We start from the raw sequence: 14931 nt of genomic DNA on the forward strand, positions 1-14931 counted from the left end.
TCACATCTCGGGGTGGAAGACGAAGGGGAACGCCACCTTGACGGGGCCCCCCTTGGATTGACCGAAATTCCAGCGCAGCGAGATCCGCTTCTTGATGGCCGCCTCGAGGGGGGGCCAGTTGACGCTGGACTGCTTGATGTCGACCGATTCGACCGATCCGTCGGGCCGGATGACGAACTCGACGGTGATCTTTCCGCTGATGGACTGATTCTTCAGCAACTCCTGCGTATAGGCGTACTTGATGCCGCTCTGGTAGTTCTTGACCGCCGCGGAGATGGCCTGGGCCGAGCGGGACTGGTCGTCGATCGATCCGCTGATTTCGGCATCCATCCCCGTGTCGGTCTTGAAAACCTTGGAGGAAAGACGCCCTCCTGCAGCGCCGGAGCCGCCACCGCCGCGGGAGGCGGAGGCGAGCTGTTTTTCGATGCCTGGAGTCATTCCCTTCCCGGAGAGCGGGTCGGCGCCGCTGGTCCCTTTGGCCGCGCCGTAGTCCATGGCGCCGCGGGGGCCGTTGGACACCCGCGTGCTGGTGGGGACGTTGATCGGGGGCGCGGCGTTCCCGCCGCTCTTTTCGAGGACCGCGCCCAGCCCGACGCTCCGCACCTTGGTACGAGCGGCTTCGTGTTCCTCCCGGACGGCCTGGGCGGCGCGCTCGGCCAGCTGCGCCGGGGTCGGCGGGGGTTCGGCGGCCTGCTTCTTGAACTCGGCCATCTGCTCGGCGGTCGGCTTGGGCGGCGGCGGCGGGGCCGCCTTCACCGCGTCGGGCAGCCGGATCGGCGCCGCCTCCTTGGGCTGAGGCAGTTCCTGGGCCGGGACGTTGGCGATATCGACCTGCATGACCTGGTCGCGCGTCACCGGCTTGGGCTGCCACCATGGGCTGGTCAGGAGTCCGAGGATGTGGAAAAGGATGGAAATGCCGACGGCAAGCTTGAAGAATTTCTCCTGCCTGTCGCCAAACTCGATCTTGGGATTATGGTCGTCGAACAGCAGCTCTGCGCTCATCGGGGGGCGTCACCCATTTCTCTGGTTTCGGTCAGGATCCGCTCTTTCCAGTCGCGCCCGGTGCGATAGGGGAGAAGGCGAAACTTGGCGCGCGGGAGGAAGAAGAGGATCGCCGGGTGCTCGGGCGTCCCGGTGATGCTAACCGCCTCGAGCTGGACCGGCGCGCGGCGCCGCTCGGCGGTCTCGGCTTTGCGGCCCTTCCCCGCGGTTCCGGCCGCCGCGCGTCCCGGTGCGGGCGCGCCGAGCATGAGCGTCAGGGCGAAGAGGGCGGCGCCGGTTTTTGCAGCCAGTCGATCCACTTGGTGACCTCGTCTTTTCTTTGACCGCCTAAACTAACATATCTACGATAGCATTCCACTGCCCCGGGGGCGTCCCCGGCATAGACTTCCCGGAAGATCCCCAGGTTGAGCCACCCCTCCGGGACCGACGGATATTCCCGGGTGACCTGCTCGAGGGTCGACCGCCCGTCTTTCCACCGGCCGCGCTCGACCTGCAGCAGCCCAAGGTTTGCCATCAGCTCGGGAGGAGCGTCCGGCGCGCGGGCCGCCTCGGACAGGATATTGTCGGCCGCGTCCGATTTTCCCGCGCGATAGGCGGTATAGGCGGCGAAGTTCCGGGCCAGCGGCGTCAGCCGCCGGTCGCCGCCCGGCGCCGACGAGTAGGGGCCGGCGATGCGGGAAGCGAGCCCGTTGTCCCAGGCGGCCCGCGAAGCCGTGACGACCCAAAGTTGGCCGGTCTCGGCCGGCAGCTGCCCGGAAATCGTCCGGGCGGCGGCCGCGTTGCCTTTTCTCCATGCAAGCACTGCCCGGTTCCATTCGGCCGCGGCGCTGTTGTCGTTCCGGGATGACAGCGTGGCCAGCAGCGTCCCCGCGCGCTCGGTCTCGCCCGCCTCGAGCAGGACGGCGCCGGCGTTGTTGACCAGTTCGGGGATCGTGGGGGCGAGCGCCCCCGACGGAACCGACCGGGCGACCAGCGCGCGCGCTTTCGCGATCTCGCCCTTCATCAGGTAAATGCCCAGGAGGTTGGCGGCCGACGGCTGGTGGATGGGAGGATCATCGGTACCGCGCCGGTACTGGGCCGCCGCCCCGTCGATGTCTCCGGCGAGGTGCAGCAGGACGCCCTGGTGGAAGATCGCATCGGCCCGGTAGGGGCCGCCCTCGATCGATTTCCAGGCGGCGACGGCTTCCCCCGGCTTCTGGCGCGCGATGGCCTCGCGTGTTCGGGCGATCGCGTCGGTGTATTCCTTCCAGCCGACGGGGATAGGGGGGGGCGCCGGGATCGTGTTGTCGGCGACCGGCAAAGGGGCGGCTCCCGGTGCAGCCGCCGCCGCGGAAGCCGTACCGGCCTGGGTCGCCGGGGGCTGGAGCGCCGTGCCCTGGGGCGCCGTGCCCTGGGGCGCTGCCGCCGGGGGGGCAGTGGAAGGGATGCGGGCCGGGGAAGGGGGCGCTTCCTTGCGGATGGTCATCGGGGGGGCGGGGAGCAGCCCGACCTGGGGAGCGGCGCAGCCGGCCGCCGCCGCGAAAGCGGCGGACAGTGCGAGCAGGCGCGCGATGCGGAAAAACGTCACGGGGCGCTCCTTTCGACGATGCCGCGGAAGTCGGGGAGCGACAGCACCGGGAATGCGAAATCGCCCTTCTTGCCGTAGCGGGCGGGACGCAGCGCTCGAAGCCGCGCCAGGCTCTTGTCGGACCATGCCGTGGCGGCGCCCGCGGCGATCGAATGGTCGAGGCATTTCCGGTAGGCCTCGATCGCCTTGTCTTCGATGGGGGCCGCCTTTTCCTCGAGCAGCAGGCCGTATTCCTCTTTCTCGACCGCGGAAAGGCCGTCGGGCGTCGGGGAGGTGAGGATGGCCGACCGGAATTCCTCGAGCCCCTCGCCGATCCGGTGGAGGGAGCCCGAAACCGTGTCGGTGTCGCCCGTCCCGACCGCCTCGGCGTAAAGCGCGGCGCACGCGGTCAGCGCCTCCTGCTTGGCGGCGAACGTCTTCTCGAGCGGCGGGACGATCCTGATCGCGAGGTAATTCCGGAACCGGTATTCGGCCTGCCGGAAAAACGCCTTCCCCGCCAGCTCGGGCGCGGCATCCTTGGCCGTCCGATGGACGGCGATGACTTCGCCGTACCGCTTGTCGGCCTCGTCGATCCGGCCCGCGGCCAGCTCGTCGTCGGCGACCCGGGTCAGGCAGTGCATGCGGAGCGGGACGGCCGTGGTCGGCAGGGCGGCGACCGTGAGCAGCAACCGGTGCGCCCTGGGGGTGTCCTTCCCCGCGGTCGCCAGGTCGGCGGCCTTCAGCAGCAGCGTCTCGCGCTCGGGCGCATCCTTGGCGAGGCCGGCCAGCTTCTCGACCCGTTCGGCTGCGGGGATCGGCTCGCCGTTCTTTTCGTAGAGCCGCGCAAGCCAGCGGGTGGCGTCGAGCCGGAGCTCCTTGTCCTTTTCCCCGGCGCCCCCCTCGACAACAAGGAAGGCGTCGATCGCGTCGCGCGTGCGCCCGCCGTCGGCGTAGGCGGCGCCCGCCCGGAACCGGGCGACGGTCGCGATCTCGTGGGCGGGAAACTCTTTCGACAGCTTGAGGAACAGGTCGGCCGCCTCGATTCCCTTGCCCTGGGTCTTCTGGAGCGCCTCGGCGTGGCGGAACATCGAGAAGCCGGTCCAGCTCTCGGCCTCGGCTTTTTCCTTGCCTTCGGGCGCGGTGGCGAGCAGCGCCCGGTAGCCGATTTCGGCCCCGGCGTAATCGGCCGCGTCGAACAGCGAGTCGGCGCCGATCCGGAGCGCGGCGCGTCGCTCGGGGACCGTGGCTGCGCTTTTTGCGGCGACCTGCGCGGCTTCGGCGGCCTCCCGGAATTCCTTCACGTTGCGGTGCGCGACGGCGCGGTCCATGACGACCAGGTAGAGCCGTTCGCCTTTCGGGAAGCCCTGCTCATAGGCGCGCGCCAGCCGGACGATCTCGGCTTGAGACGCCGCGTCGGCGGGCGTCGCGATGTCCTTCGCCGCCTGCACCGCCATGTAGCGTGAGGCCTCGGCCCTCGGACCCGAGACGTTTTTCCCGACCGATTCGAATGCGGCGGCGGATTCTTTCTTGCGGTTGTCTTCGAACAGCAGCCAGCTTCGCTGGTAGGCGATCTCCTCGGCTTTCGGGGCCGCCGGAAATCCCGAGAGATAGGCGTCGTAGAGCCTCATCGCGCGTCCCCGATCGGCGACCGCGCCCTCGCGGGCCCGTCCGTGGAAATGGAAGGCGGCGACGCGGGTCGCCTCTTCGGCCGTGTTGTCGGCCCGCGCGATCTCGGCCTTCGTGCGAGAAGGATCGGCCTGCCACGGGGTGCCGGGTCCGAACACCGACTGGAACCCGCCACGCCGCGCATAGGCGTCCTCGTCCTTTTTCGCCTTGCGCAGCGCCTCGGCGGCGGTGATCTCGGCATCGACGCGTTCGGACGCCAGCGGCCAACCGGCGCCGAGACGGTCGGCAACGGCCGTGGCCTCGGCGTGGTGGTTCTGCGTGTCGAGCAGCCCCTGCACCTGGAGCAGCACGGGAGGGCCGAAGACGGACGCCCCCCGGTCGGCGAGAAACCGCTCGGCCGTGTTGTCGATCCCGGCCTCGACCAGCATGCGGGAGACCATCTTCAGCGATTCCTGGTTGACCCCGCCGGTCTTCGTCGCCTTCGGGGAAAGGAGCAGCGAGGACAGGAACGGCTCGGCGGCTTCTTTCGGGCGCGACTGCAGGAAGAGCGACCAGCCCAGCTTGAACAGGGCGGTCGTGCGGATCTCGGGGGGCGCTTTCTCGCCGACCTTCCGGTAGTGCTGCTCGGCGACGGCGAACTCGTTCGAGTCGAACGCGCTTTCGCCCAGGCGGAGCCGGACTTCGTCGGCGTAACGCGACGCCGGGTAGCGGGCCAGCAGCTTTTCCATGGTGTTGTACGCTTCGTCGGCCGCGCCGGAATCCTGCTGGGCGATCGCGAGACCGTAGTACGAAGGCTCGGCGTATGGGCTGGCCGGGTATTCGTCGATCACGCGGCGGAAGAAAGCGGAAGCCGTGGAGTAGTCGGGCATGTTCCCGGCGCCCTCCTTGCCGAAGAAGCGCGCTTCCTCACTTTCATAGTGCAGCTCGCCCATGGCGTAGAGGGCCTCGTCGAGCCAGGGCGCCGATTCCTTGCCGGGGGGGAGGGAGGCCGCAAAGTGCCGAAGCGCCTCGGACAGGAGCGATGCGCGCCGCGCCTCGGATATCGACGCGTTGTCGGCGGGGGCCGCTTTTCCCGCCATGCGCCACTCGGTCGCCGCGCGTCCCGCAAGGTATTGAAACGACCGTTCCTTGCGCCGGATCGCCTCGACGAGCAGCGCCCGGGCGGATTCGACGCGTTCCCCGGCATCCCGGGCGAGCGCGGCCCGCTGCCCGGCCAAAAGCGCCGTGTCGCGGGACGCGATCCGGTCGAAGGTGCCGAGTGCCCCGAGCCAGCGGTCGAGCTCGGTCTGGGCGGACGTCAGCGGTACCGCATCCTTCGCGGCGCGCCGCTCGCCGCCTGTCGACGCAATCGTGGCGTTGTCGGACGCATTCATGATGAGAGAGATGCGCGCGACGTAGGCGGACTTCCACCGGTTCCACACGCGGCCGCGGGCGAAGGCGCCTCTCTCGTCAAGCTCGTCGAGTTCGTCGGCCAGCTTGCCCAGCCGGGTGCGGGCGTAAAAAACCATCCGTTGATCCTCGGCCGGGAGGGCGCGCATGAAGGGGCCGTTCGAGGAGGCGCGGTCGACGTCGGCGATGAGCTTCGCGATGCGCCCGCGCAGCTCGGCGCTCCGCTTGTCGGTGCCCTCGATAAGCGCGGCGCCCTTGGGATCGATCGTGCCGCCGAGCGCCGCCATGGGAACCTCGGACGCCGCGGCTTTGAAGCGGTTCCGCGTCATGAGCGATTTCTGGCGGTCGTCGAGATAGGACCGGCGGATGGCTTCGGACCGGCCGAGCGCGTCGGCGACCGCTTTCCGGCGCGCCGCGATTGCCCCCCGCTTCCAGCGGACGTCGCGCGATAGCGCGCGGGTGTCGTTGGTCGCGGAGAGGGTGGCCTGGAGCAGCGCCGATTCCGAGAGGAAGCCGCGTCCTTTGGCAAAGAAACGGTCGGATGGCGCGTCGTGGGGGAATCGGGCGACGAGCGCGCCCCACAGGAGGTCGGCGCCGGCCCGGGTGCCGTCCCACTTCGGCTGCGTCGTCGCGTCGTCCAGCCAATCGTGCGCGGCGGCGATCCCGTTGTCGGCTGCGGAGAGCGCGCCGGCGAAATCGCCGGCCTGCAGCCGGACCGATGCGAGCGTCTCGAGCGCGGCGCAGCGCCCCGGCGCGGACATCCCGCGCGTTTCGGACAGCGCGCCCAGGGCATCGGCGTCGGCCCGGATGGAATCGGCAAGCAGCCGGGCGGAAAGCGCCGCGGGGGAATCGGTCGCGGTCCCCTGCCAGCCGGCCTGCGCGCCGGCGGCGTCGCCGCGCAACATGGCGATCTCGCCGGCGGCCAGGGCGCGTCTCGGACCGGGGGGAACGGATTCGAGCGCCTTCGCCGCGCCGGAAAGGTCGCCGCCGGCGGCCAGCGCGCGCGCCAGGTAGAGCATGGCTTCGGGCGCCGCCTTCGAACCGGGGGCGACTTCGCGGAGGAGGGGGGCCGCCTTGTCGAAGGCCTTGGCGTCCCAATGGATGCGCGCGGCGGCCAGGAACGCCTCGGAGCGGACGGGCTCGGCGAGATGCGGGCGCACCGACTCGAACAGCGCCAGCGCCTCCCCGCTTCCGCCCCGGTCGGCCATCGCCCGGAGCAACGCGGGGAGCAGCGGCGACGCGCCCTGCTCGGCGGCGGGCATCGCCCGGAAGGTGCGCTCGGCGACCGCGGGCATCCCGCGATCGAGAAACGACGCGACCCGCCCGGCCGCCGCGGAGGGCCCGGCCGCGGCGTGCGTCGGGACCGAACCGGTCTGCAGGCCGGCCGCCAGCAGGAGGGCGGCCGCTTTTCGGAGCGTCGGGTTCACGCGCTATTTTCCGGGAACCTTGGCCGGCGCCTGGGGCGCTTCCGGGGTTTTCGTCAGCTGCGGCTCGGCCTTCCCGGCCGGGGTGCCCAGGCGAAGGCGCAGGATGGTCGTCTCGCCCTTGCGCATCGCGGCGTTGAAGTCGAAGGCAACCGGGGATTTCCAGGCGGGGTTCTGGATCTCGAGCCGGGAAGCGTAGTTCCCGGGGAGGTAGGGGATGATGAAGACGAGCGGCATCGGGACGTTCCGGTCGGAGAATGAATCGCGATCGACCTTCGACCACTCGTGCTCGTCCTCGACCTTGCCGTCGACCAGGAAGCGGACCTGGACGGGGGCCACCGGGGCCGTTCCGTCGGCCAGGATCTCGATCCGGAGCATCGTCGCCTTGGGCGCGGCCGCCAGCTCCTCGATCCGGTCGAGCTCCGTCTTCATGGCGTCCATCCGCTGGAACACGGCGGCGAGATCCTTTTCGACGGCCTCGGCTGTCTCGGCGGCGGCGAGCGCGGAGGCCGGCGCGGCCAAAAGTGCGATGCACGCCGCGAGAAGCGTGGCGATCCGGATGCGTGACGGGGTCATTTAACGGTTCCTTTCGCGGATGGTGCCTTGCGGAATGGTGACTTCGACGATCTCGCGGGGTGGTTTGCCCGGGGAAAGCTGGAACGGCCCGAACATGCGGACGAGCCGCCGCGACGGGGAGCCGGCGAACAGCACGACGGTGAGGAACGCCCGGCACGGTTTCTTGCCCGAGTAGTAGTCGGCGACGAAGGTGTAGCTTTCCTTCTCGGTCTCCTCGGCGGTGAAGATCTCGGGGCCGTATCCGTTCTTGTTGTCGACCCAGAGCTTGCCCGACGGGATCGCCGTGGCGCTCTCGAGCACCTCGGGCGCGTCGAACGAGGTCTCGTGCCCCCGGCTGTCCCGGACGTGCAGATCGAGGTCGACGTCGTCCTGGTCCCAGTGGAGGATGGCCATCAGGGGTCGTTCGGCGATGCCGTGCGACCGCGCCGCCCGCACCTCGCTGGCGCCGGTCTGGTCGCCCGTGTCGAGCGCCTCGATCTGGAACAGGTCGTCGTCGGTGATGAGCGCGGTCTGCTGGGAGAAGCTGCCGTCGGGCTTGAAACGGATGGGGCGGTAAAGCCCGTTCTGGTTCAGGTAGACGGTCTTGAGCCGGGTCTTGCTGTTGACCTGTCCCTTGACCGTGATGATCGGGCTGAGCGTGGTGTCGACGACCACGCCCTTGGCCGGGTCGATGATCGAGATGCTCGGCTTCGGGGGGATATAGAGCACGGTTCGCGTCGCGCGCAGGGCGCGCCCGAAGGCGTCGAGGCCGGTGACGGTGATCCGGTTTTCGCCTGCCCGGAGCGAGACCGGGACCTCGAACTGCCCGTCGATGACGTCTGCGGTGCGGGTTTCCCGGCCGACCAGGATGGCGACGTTCTTGACGTCTTCCGGCGCTTTTCCCTTGAGCAGGTGGTTGGCGCGATCGGTCTTTCCCTCGAGCGGCAGGAGGATGCTCATCGGCGCTTCGGGCGGAAGCGGCTTCGCGATCGCGACGGGCTCGATCTTGCGCTTGAGCCAATCCCCCCCCGAAAGGCCGAGGAGGTAGACGCGCTGCCGCTTCTCGAACGCCCCCCAGCGCGGTTCGTCGAAAAGCGTCGTATCGCGGCGGGCCGGAACGATCATCATCCGGTCCTTCGGGATGCCGGCGTCCTGCAGGCGGCCCGCGAGCCCTTGGGCGATCCGCCCGGTCCAGGTCGCCGTCTCGGCCTCGCTGCCGATCGGGTCGGCGGTCACGCGGATGAGCATGAAGATGCGGGGATCCTTCCGCATCCGTTCGCGGAAATAGGCGATTTCCTTCTTCTGCGTCTCGGTCAGGCGGCCCGGGCGCAGCTCGCTGAGCGGGTATTCGCCCTTGAACACGAATTCGGAGGGGAGTTCGACGCCCGGAGGCAGCGGATAGACGAGCGTACGGCTCGCGGCGGACGCGACGACGGGGAGCAGGACGAGCAGCGCGGCAAACAGCCGTACGCGGGAAGTGAAACGAAAGGGCATGTCGCTCCTTGGGGCAGGGGCGTAGAATCGATCCGGGCAATCATAGCACGCCCGGCCGTTGCCGGGGAAAGGTGGAAATAAAATGGGGAAGGCAGGCGACGCCCGGATGGCCGACGTCTCGGGCAAGGTGGAAACCGCGCGCAGGGCGGTCGCGGAGGGGTGGGCGGTCCTGTCGCCCGCGTCATGGAAGATGCTGCGCGACGGGAAGATCCCGAAGGGCGACGTGCTCGGGGTCGCGCGCGTCGCGGGCATCCAGGCGGCCAAGGACACGCCCCGGCTGCTGCCGCTGTGCCATCCGATCCCGCTCGCGTCCGTCCGGGTCGACCTGGCGCTGCCTTCCTCGGGGAAGGTGCGCATCGAAGCCGAGGTCAAGACGGTGGCGCCGACCGGCGTCGAGATGGAGGCGCTTTGCGCAGTGGCGGCCGCGGCGCTGTGCGTCTACGACATGTGCAAGCCGGTCGACAAGGGGATCGAGATCACCGGCATCCGGCTGCTCGAGAAATCGGGCGGGAAGAGCGGGGACTACCTTGCCGTCTCGCGGGAAAGCGCCAAGCGCAGCCGGTCCGCCAGCGCCAGCGCCTCGGCGCGCAAGCCGGCGGGCAGCGGGGCGGCGCCGAAGCGGTCGCGGTGATAGAGCGCGCAGAACCGGGCCCGGTCATCCGCGAGTTCGGGCCGGCCGGCGGTCGCCGCCGCCAGCATCCCGGCGGGAGACGTGCCCGGATTCCTTTTCCAACCGTTGCGCGCGAGCATCCGGAACAGCCGCGCGTACGGGGCCGGGAGCGGCTCGCCGCCGGCTGAGGCCTCATCCGCCCGGCGGCCCGCGCGTCGTCGCAACCGCCATAGCAGGATGCCGGCTCCGGCCGTGGCCAGGATCGCCACGGCGACCGGCGTCCGCGCCGCCCGCGGCAGGGCGCCTCGCCCCGCGGCCGGAAGCCGCTTGAACGCCGCCCCGATCGCCTCGACCCCCTTCGCCTGCATCGCCAGGTCGTAATCGACGACATATCGGTCCCACCCGTGGCGCAGCCAGTCGAGATATTTCTCCCCCCGGCTGGCCTTTTGCCGGGCGGCGACGCCTTCGCTCCGCCCGGCCGGGGTCGCGTCCAGCGTGACCCAGCGGCCGCCGATCCACGCCTCCGTCCAGGCGTGCGCGTTCATCTGGCGCACGATCAGGTAGTTCCCGATCTCGTTCCACTCGCCGCCCAGGTAGCCGGCCGCGACGTGCGCCGGGATTCCCGATGCCCGCAGCAGCAGGCACAAGGCCGTCGCGAAATGCTCGCAATAACCCGCCTTCCGGACGAACAGGAAATCGCGGATTCCTTCCGCCGATCCCTCGATCGTGTATCGGTAGCCCGCCTGCAGGAACGCGACCAGCCGGCGCGCCCGCGCCTCGGGAGGAAGGCCGGGCGGAGCGACTTCCGCCGATAGCGCGGCGATTTCCGGCAGCTCGTCGGCCGGATTCCGGCGATCGGCGTCGGAGGGGGGAGAAAAGACGCCCGAAGGCGGGACAGGGGCGGGCATGAAGCGGAGCCGGTAGCGGATCGCGGGGCGGTCTGGCGACGACAGCAGCAGGTTGCCGAAGCGATCGACGCGCAGGTTCCCGAGGGGACCCTCCGCCGAGACGGGGGACCCGTAGACGAAGAGCGCGGCGCTGTCGAGCGGTTCCAGCGTGATCACCGCCTCGACCGGGTCTGTTCCGGCCGAAGGCGGCGCCAGGAAATAGTTGATGCCGACCCTCGGGACGAGCGCGGGGGATTCCCCCCCTTTTCGCCACTGCCCTCCCGTGAAGATCGACCAGCTCGCCCCCTTCAGGTAGCGCTCGCCGCCCGGCGGGCCGCCTTCCCCTCCGGGAAAATCGATGCGGGCCGCAACCCGCGTGTCCGAGGCGGCGCCCGACATGTCGTGCATCGAGAGGGTGTCCGAAAAGCCGATCGTCTTCCGCGTCGCGGGGGATTTTCGGGAGAGGTGTCCCACCCGCAGGCGGGGCGTGACCGTGAACAGCAGCGCCGACATCGCGATGCCGGCGAGGGCGATGCCCAGCAGGAGCGTGGCGGCGAACCGGGGGGAAACCGGGGCGGCCGGCCCGCCCGCCTCGGCCCGATTCCGGGCGTGATGGGACCACATGGCGCCCGGGCACAGCAGCAGGAACGCGGCGGCGGCCAGGGCGAAGCGGGGTCCGCTTTCGGTCGCGGCGGCGGCCAGGTATTCGAGGAAGGTGACGGCGGTCAGTTGCCAGCCGTCGGAGACCCGCTTCGGAAGGAGGAAGCGGATCGACTGGATGCCGAGCACGAGCAGCGCGCCCGACCGGAGCGGATCGCGCCCGCCCAAAAGGAAATCGGCGGCGGCGAGCAGGCAGACGATCCCGCCCAGGAGCGTCTCGAGTCCGCGTCCCCGGAGCGGGGGAAGCGCGCCTAGCTCCATCGCCAGTCCGGCGGAGAATGCGGCGGCGGCCCCCGCGACGAAGGGCCACGGCACGCCGGCCGCGAAGAGCATGAGCAGCCCGCTTCCCCAGAAGATGCGGGGAATCCACCAGAGGAGGTCGCGGGTCTCCCGGGTGAGGGCGTCGCCGCCTGGGAGCGGGCCATGCGGCTTCCGGGGCCCGCCGCCTGCGGCGGATCGCGGCGCGGCTTTGGCGGGGCCCGGCGCGACCTCGCACAAAAAGCGCAGCGCCTCCTTCCGGGCGCCTTCCCGGGTGCCGTCGACGGCGATTCGGCCCGCATGGTGAATCCGGTAGCCGATCCCCTCCCGCTCGCAGCGGAGCACGTCGCCGCACGCGCCCGAGACGGCGCGCTCGAAGGCGGGCCCCGCGATTCCGTCCGGCACCCGGATCTCAAGGAGCCCGGCGCGCTCGCTTTCGCGCTCCTTGACCATCCGCCGGCCGAGCCGCGCCGTGGCCTTCCACTGGATGTCGCGGGCGGGATCGCCGTGGGCATAATCGCGGACGCCGCGGATTCCCGCCCCGGTGCCCCGCCCTCCCGGGCGGCTTTCGGCCGAGGCGTTGACGCCGGCAGGGAAGCCGATTTCGGCCGCCCGGACAGGCTCCGGGAAAACAATCACGAGATCCGGGGCGGCGGGCTCCAGCGATTTTTCGAACAGTGCGAAGGGGAATCGGGTCGACACGGCGACGGCGTCGATCGGATGGATTCCGCGCCGGCGGGGCCGGAACGTCAAGACCCGGGCGGACATCGTTCCCGGCGCGGCGTCGGGCATCCGGGCCGACAGCGGCTCCCCGTCGATCCGGAAGGCGACATCCAGGGAAAGCGCGGGAAACCGCCGGGACGGCGGAACGGTACACGTAACCGCCAAGAGCCCTTCGCGCCCGGCAAACGCCTCGGCGGGCTGCGATACCGCGACGCGGGCGCCGCGCAACGTCATCTCGGACAGGAAGCCGGAGACGAGGACGATCGACAGGTTGGCGCTGAGGACGATGTAGAGCAGGTTGTTGCCGGTGTTGACCGCGGCGATACCGACGCCCAGGGTCAGCGCGAGGAACCACTTTCCCTCCCGGGTCGTCTTGAGCCGCCTCGGGGGGCGAAGCCGTCCGCGCAGCCGCGCGATCATGCCGGGGGCGGGACGATGTCGACAATCTCGCGCAGGAGCGCGTCTCCCGCCTCGGCGCCGACCGGGCCGCCGTCGCCGGCGCCCGGGAGGAGGATGCGGTGGGACAGCACGGGCGGCGCGGCGTGCCTTATGTCCTCGGGGATCACGTGATCCCGGCCGGAAAGCAGCGCCAGCGCCTGCGCCGTAGCCTTCAGGCCGATGGCGCCTCGGGGCGAGGCGCCCGTCCGGATCGCGGGATGGGCGCGCGTGGCCGCCACGATCCGGTAGATGTACGACACGATCGGTTCGGCCACCGTGACGGTGCACGCCACGGCGCGCAGGTCGCGCAATTGCCCGGGCGTCAGCACGGGACCGGCGCCGTCCCTCCCGGCCGACAGGGTGGACTCCCGGATCAGCCGCAGCTCGGATTCCCGGTCGGGGTAAGACAGGCGCAGCCGCATGTTGAACCGGTCGAGCTGGGACTCGGGGAGCGGGTAGGTGCCGTACTGCTCCTGCGGGTTCTGCGTGGCGATCACGAGGAACGGGTCGGGCAGCGGGTAGGTCCGGTTGTCGATGGTGACCTGCCGCTCGCTCATCGCCTCGAGCAGCGCGCTCTGGGCGCGCGGGTTGCCCCGGTTGATCTCGTCGGCCAGCACGATGTTGGCGAAGAGCGGCCCCGGCGAAAAGGTGAAGTCGTGCCGGGCGGCGTCGAAGACGTGGACCCCGGTCACGTCCTGCGGGAGGATGTCGCTCGTGAACTGGATGCGGCGGAAGGTGCCGGAGATCGCGGCGGCGATCGCCCGCGCCAGCGTCGTCTTGCCCGTCCCCGGGATGTCGTCGAGCAGGATGTGGCCGCCGGCCAGGAAGGAGGCGAGCGTCAGCGTGACCTCGGCCTTCTTGCCCAGCAGGACGGCGGTCACGTTCGCTTCAAGCAGCCCGATCAGGGTGCGCGCATCGTCGAAAGTCATCATGCCATTATCGCCGATCCCCGTCGCACCGCGGGGAACGAAAATTGATACACCCCCTGCACGACATCCGCAGGAGGAAACATGAACGACTCGCGCAAGAGGCTTTATTCGCTGGAAGACGCGGGGGAGGCCGACCTGTTCCGGGTCGCCTTTCCGGACGACCGGGAGGGGATGCGCCGCTTCGTTTGCGGCCCGCCGCAACCGGCCGACCCCCCGAGACAGGCGCGCTGGGACGCGGTGCTCGAGCTGGCGCGTCGCGCCCTTTCGGCGCCGGCCGACCGCAGCGCGCCCCACCGCTCGGCCGCCGACATCTTCGAGCGCTATCGCTACCGGCTGGCGGGCATCCCGGTCGAGCAGTTCCACACGCTCCTGCTCGACATCAAGCACCGCGCGATCCGGGAGATCCGCGTTTCGGTCGGCATCCTCGACGGCAGCCTGATCCACCCGCGCGAGGTGTTCTCCGAGGCGGTGCGCGAGCGGGCCGCCTCCGTCATCCTGGTCCACAACCACCCGAGCGGAGACCCCTCGCCCAGCGTCGAAGACCGCGAGGTGACGCGCCGCCTCCGCGCGGCGGGGGGAATCGTGGGCATCCAGGTGCTCGATCATGTCATAATCGGGGATCGCACGTTCTACAGCTTCCGGGAGGCCTCCGACTGGTGATTTCCGACATATTCCGATCGCTCGCCATCCTCGCCCTGATGATCGGCGGCTCTGCGGCGACGGTCGTCGCGGGCGCGGTCGGCCGGGGCCAACGATGGCCCGCGGCGGTCATGCGCTGGTGGGGTTGCGCGTTCGCCCGCCTCGCCGGCTGGAAGATCTTAGTCTCCGGGCTCGAAAACCTCCCTCCGGGCGGCGCGATGTTGGTCGCCAACCACCAGAGCCTCGCCGACATTCCGCTGTTGCTGGCGACCGTTCCCGGCGACGTCCGCTTCGTCGCCAAGAAAGAGCTCGGCCGCGTCTTCCTGTTCGGCCGCGCGATCGTGGCCGCGGGCAACCTGCTGGTCGACCGCAGCGACCGGCGCGACGCCGTCCGCATGATGCGCGAGGCCGGGCTGCGCCTCTCCCGCGGCGAGCGCATCGTGCTCTTCCCCGAGGGCACGCGCAGCGCCGACGGCACGATCGGCCCGTTCAAGTCGGGCGCCTTCCGCATCGCCGAAGGGGCCGGCGTTCCGGTCGTCCCGGTCTTCATCGACGGATCGCGGCTTGCGTTGCCCAAGGGAGCGCTCCGGGTCCATCCCGCAACCCTGACGCTCCGCGTGCTCCCGCCGATCCGGTCCGCTACGGGGGGCGATCCGCACGGGGCGCAGGAGCTGACCCGCCTCGCGCGCGAGGCGATCCTGGCGGCGCAGCAGGCCGCCCGTGTGATATCCTGATTCGCTGCAAAAACGAC

At 70.4% G+C, this 14931-nt stretch carries 10 protein-coding genes and 1 pseudogene; 3 read left to right on the forward strand and 8 right to left on the reverse strand.

Annotated elements, in window-relative coordinates; all coding sequences use genetic code 11:
- From VGK27_05670 to VGK27_05695, 6 genes are read right to left on the reverse strand one after another with little or no spacing between them, the layout of a single operon-like run.
- Window positions 1-1002, reverse strand: coding sequence for an AgmX/PglI C-terminal domain-containing protein (locus tag VGK27_05670; protein HEY3489595.1), 1002 nt, complete (start codon window positions 1000-1002; stop codon window positions 1-3).
- Entirely contained in the window at window positions 999-1301 is a 303-nt protein-coding gene (locus tag VGK27_05675; GenBank protein HEY3489596.1) for a hypothetical protein, read from the reverse strand. Before VGK27_05675 ends, VGK27_05670 begins: the two co-directional genes overlap by 4 nt.
- The gene (locus VGK27_05680; protein ID HEY3489597.1) at window positions 1256-2569 is read right to left on the reverse strand and encodes a tetratricopeptide repeat protein; all 1314 of its coding nucleotides are present in this window, start codon (window positions 2567-2569) and stop codon (window positions 1256-1258) included. The genes VGK27_05675 and VGK27_05680 overlap by 46 nt, the downstream gene beginning before the upstream one ends.
- On the reverse strand, window positions 2566-6990 hold the full coding sequence (locus tag VGK27_05685; GenBank protein HEY3489598.1) for a tetratricopeptide repeat protein: 4425 nt from the start codon (window positions 6988-6990) through the stop codon (window positions 2566-2568). Before VGK27_05685 ends, VGK27_05680 begins: the two co-directional genes overlap by 4 nt.
- Before the next feature lie 3 nt (window positions 6991-6993).
- Window positions 6994-7563 (reverse strand): hypothetical protein, encoded by a 570-nt coding sequence (locus tag VGK27_05690; GenBank protein ID HEY3489599.1) that lies wholly within the window; start codon window positions 7561-7563, stop codon window positions 6994-6996.
- Entirely contained in the window at window positions 7564-9036 is a 1473-nt protein-coding gene (locus VGK27_05695; protein ID HEY3489600.1) for a hypothetical protein, read from the reverse strand.
- Between the two features lie 82 nt (window positions 9037-9118).
- Here VGK27_05695 and moaC point away from each other — a divergent pair.
- Window positions 9119-9562: pseudogene (gene moaC / locus VGK27_05700) on the forward strand (cyclic pyranopterin monophosphate synthase MoaC).
- On the opposite strand, the gene VGK27_05705 reads toward moaC, so the two are convergent.
- Window positions 9559-12594 carry a transglutaminaseTgpA domain-containing protein gene (locus VGK27_05705; GenBank protein HEY3489601.1) on the reverse strand — a complete coding sequence of 1012 codons (3036 nt, stop codon included), beginning with the start codon at window positions 12592-12594 and terminating at the stop codon, window positions 9559-9561. The pseudogene moaC and the gene VGK27_05705 sit on opposite strands and share 4 nt — an antisense overlap.
- Entirely contained in the window at window positions 12591-13544 is a 954-nt protein-coding gene (locus tag VGK27_05710) for a MoxR family ATPase (protein HEY3489602.1), read from the reverse strand. Before VGK27_05710 ends, VGK27_05705 begins: the two co-directional genes overlap by 4 nt.
- A gap of 78 nt (window positions 13545-13622) precedes the next feature.
- Between VGK27_05710 and VGK27_05715 the strand changes: the two genes are divergently transcribed.
- Window positions 13623-14201 (forward strand): JAB domain-containing protein, encoded by a 579-nt coding sequence (locus VGK27_05715; GenBank protein HEY3489603.1) that lies wholly within the window; start codon window positions 13623-13625, stop codon window positions 14199-14201.
- Window positions 14198-14914: a lysophospholipid acyltransferase family protein gene (locus VGK27_05720; GenBank protein HEY3489604.1), complete on the forward strand. Its 717-nt coding sequence runs from the start codon at window positions 14198-14200 to the stop codon at window positions 14912-14914. The genes VGK27_05715 and VGK27_05720 overlap by 4 nt, the downstream gene beginning before the upstream one ends.
- The last annotated feature ends 17 nt before the right edge of the window (window positions 14915-14931 follow it).

The organism is Candidatus Deferrimicrobiaceae bacterium (genome assembly GCA_036504035.1).
GTDB lineage: Bacteria > Desulfobacterota > Deferrimicrobia > Deferrimicrobiales > Deferrimicrobiaceae > JANXPS01.

What these genes read in the sequence shown, in the direction of transcription:
- VGK27_05670 (HEY3489595.1), bottom strand. Translation starts at nt 1,002, where the DNA reads ATGAGCGCAGAGCTGCTGTTCGACGACCATAATCCCAAGATCGAGTTT.
- VGK27_05690 (HEY3489599.1), bottom strand. Translation starts at nt 7,563, where the DNA reads ATGACCCCGTCACGCATCCGGATCGCCACGCTTCTCGCGGCGTGCATC.
- VGK27_05695 (HEY3489600.1), bottom strand. Translation starts at nt 9,036, where the DNA reads ATGCCCTTTCGTTTCACTTCCCGCGTACGGCTGTTTGCCGCGCTGCTC.
- VGK27_05705 (HEY3489601.1), bottom strand. Translation starts at nt 12,594, where the DNA reads ATGATCGCGCGGCTGCGCGGACGGCTTCGCCCCCCGAGGCGGCTCAAG.
- VGK27_05710 (HEY3489602.1), bottom strand. Translation starts at nt 13,544, where the DNA reads ATGATGACTTTCGACGATGCGCGCACCCTGATCGGGCTGCTTGAAGCG.
- VGK27_05715 (HEY3489603.1), top strand. Translation starts at nt 13,623, where the DNA reads ATGAACGACTCGCGCAAGAGGCTTTATTCGCTGGAAGACGCGGGGGAG.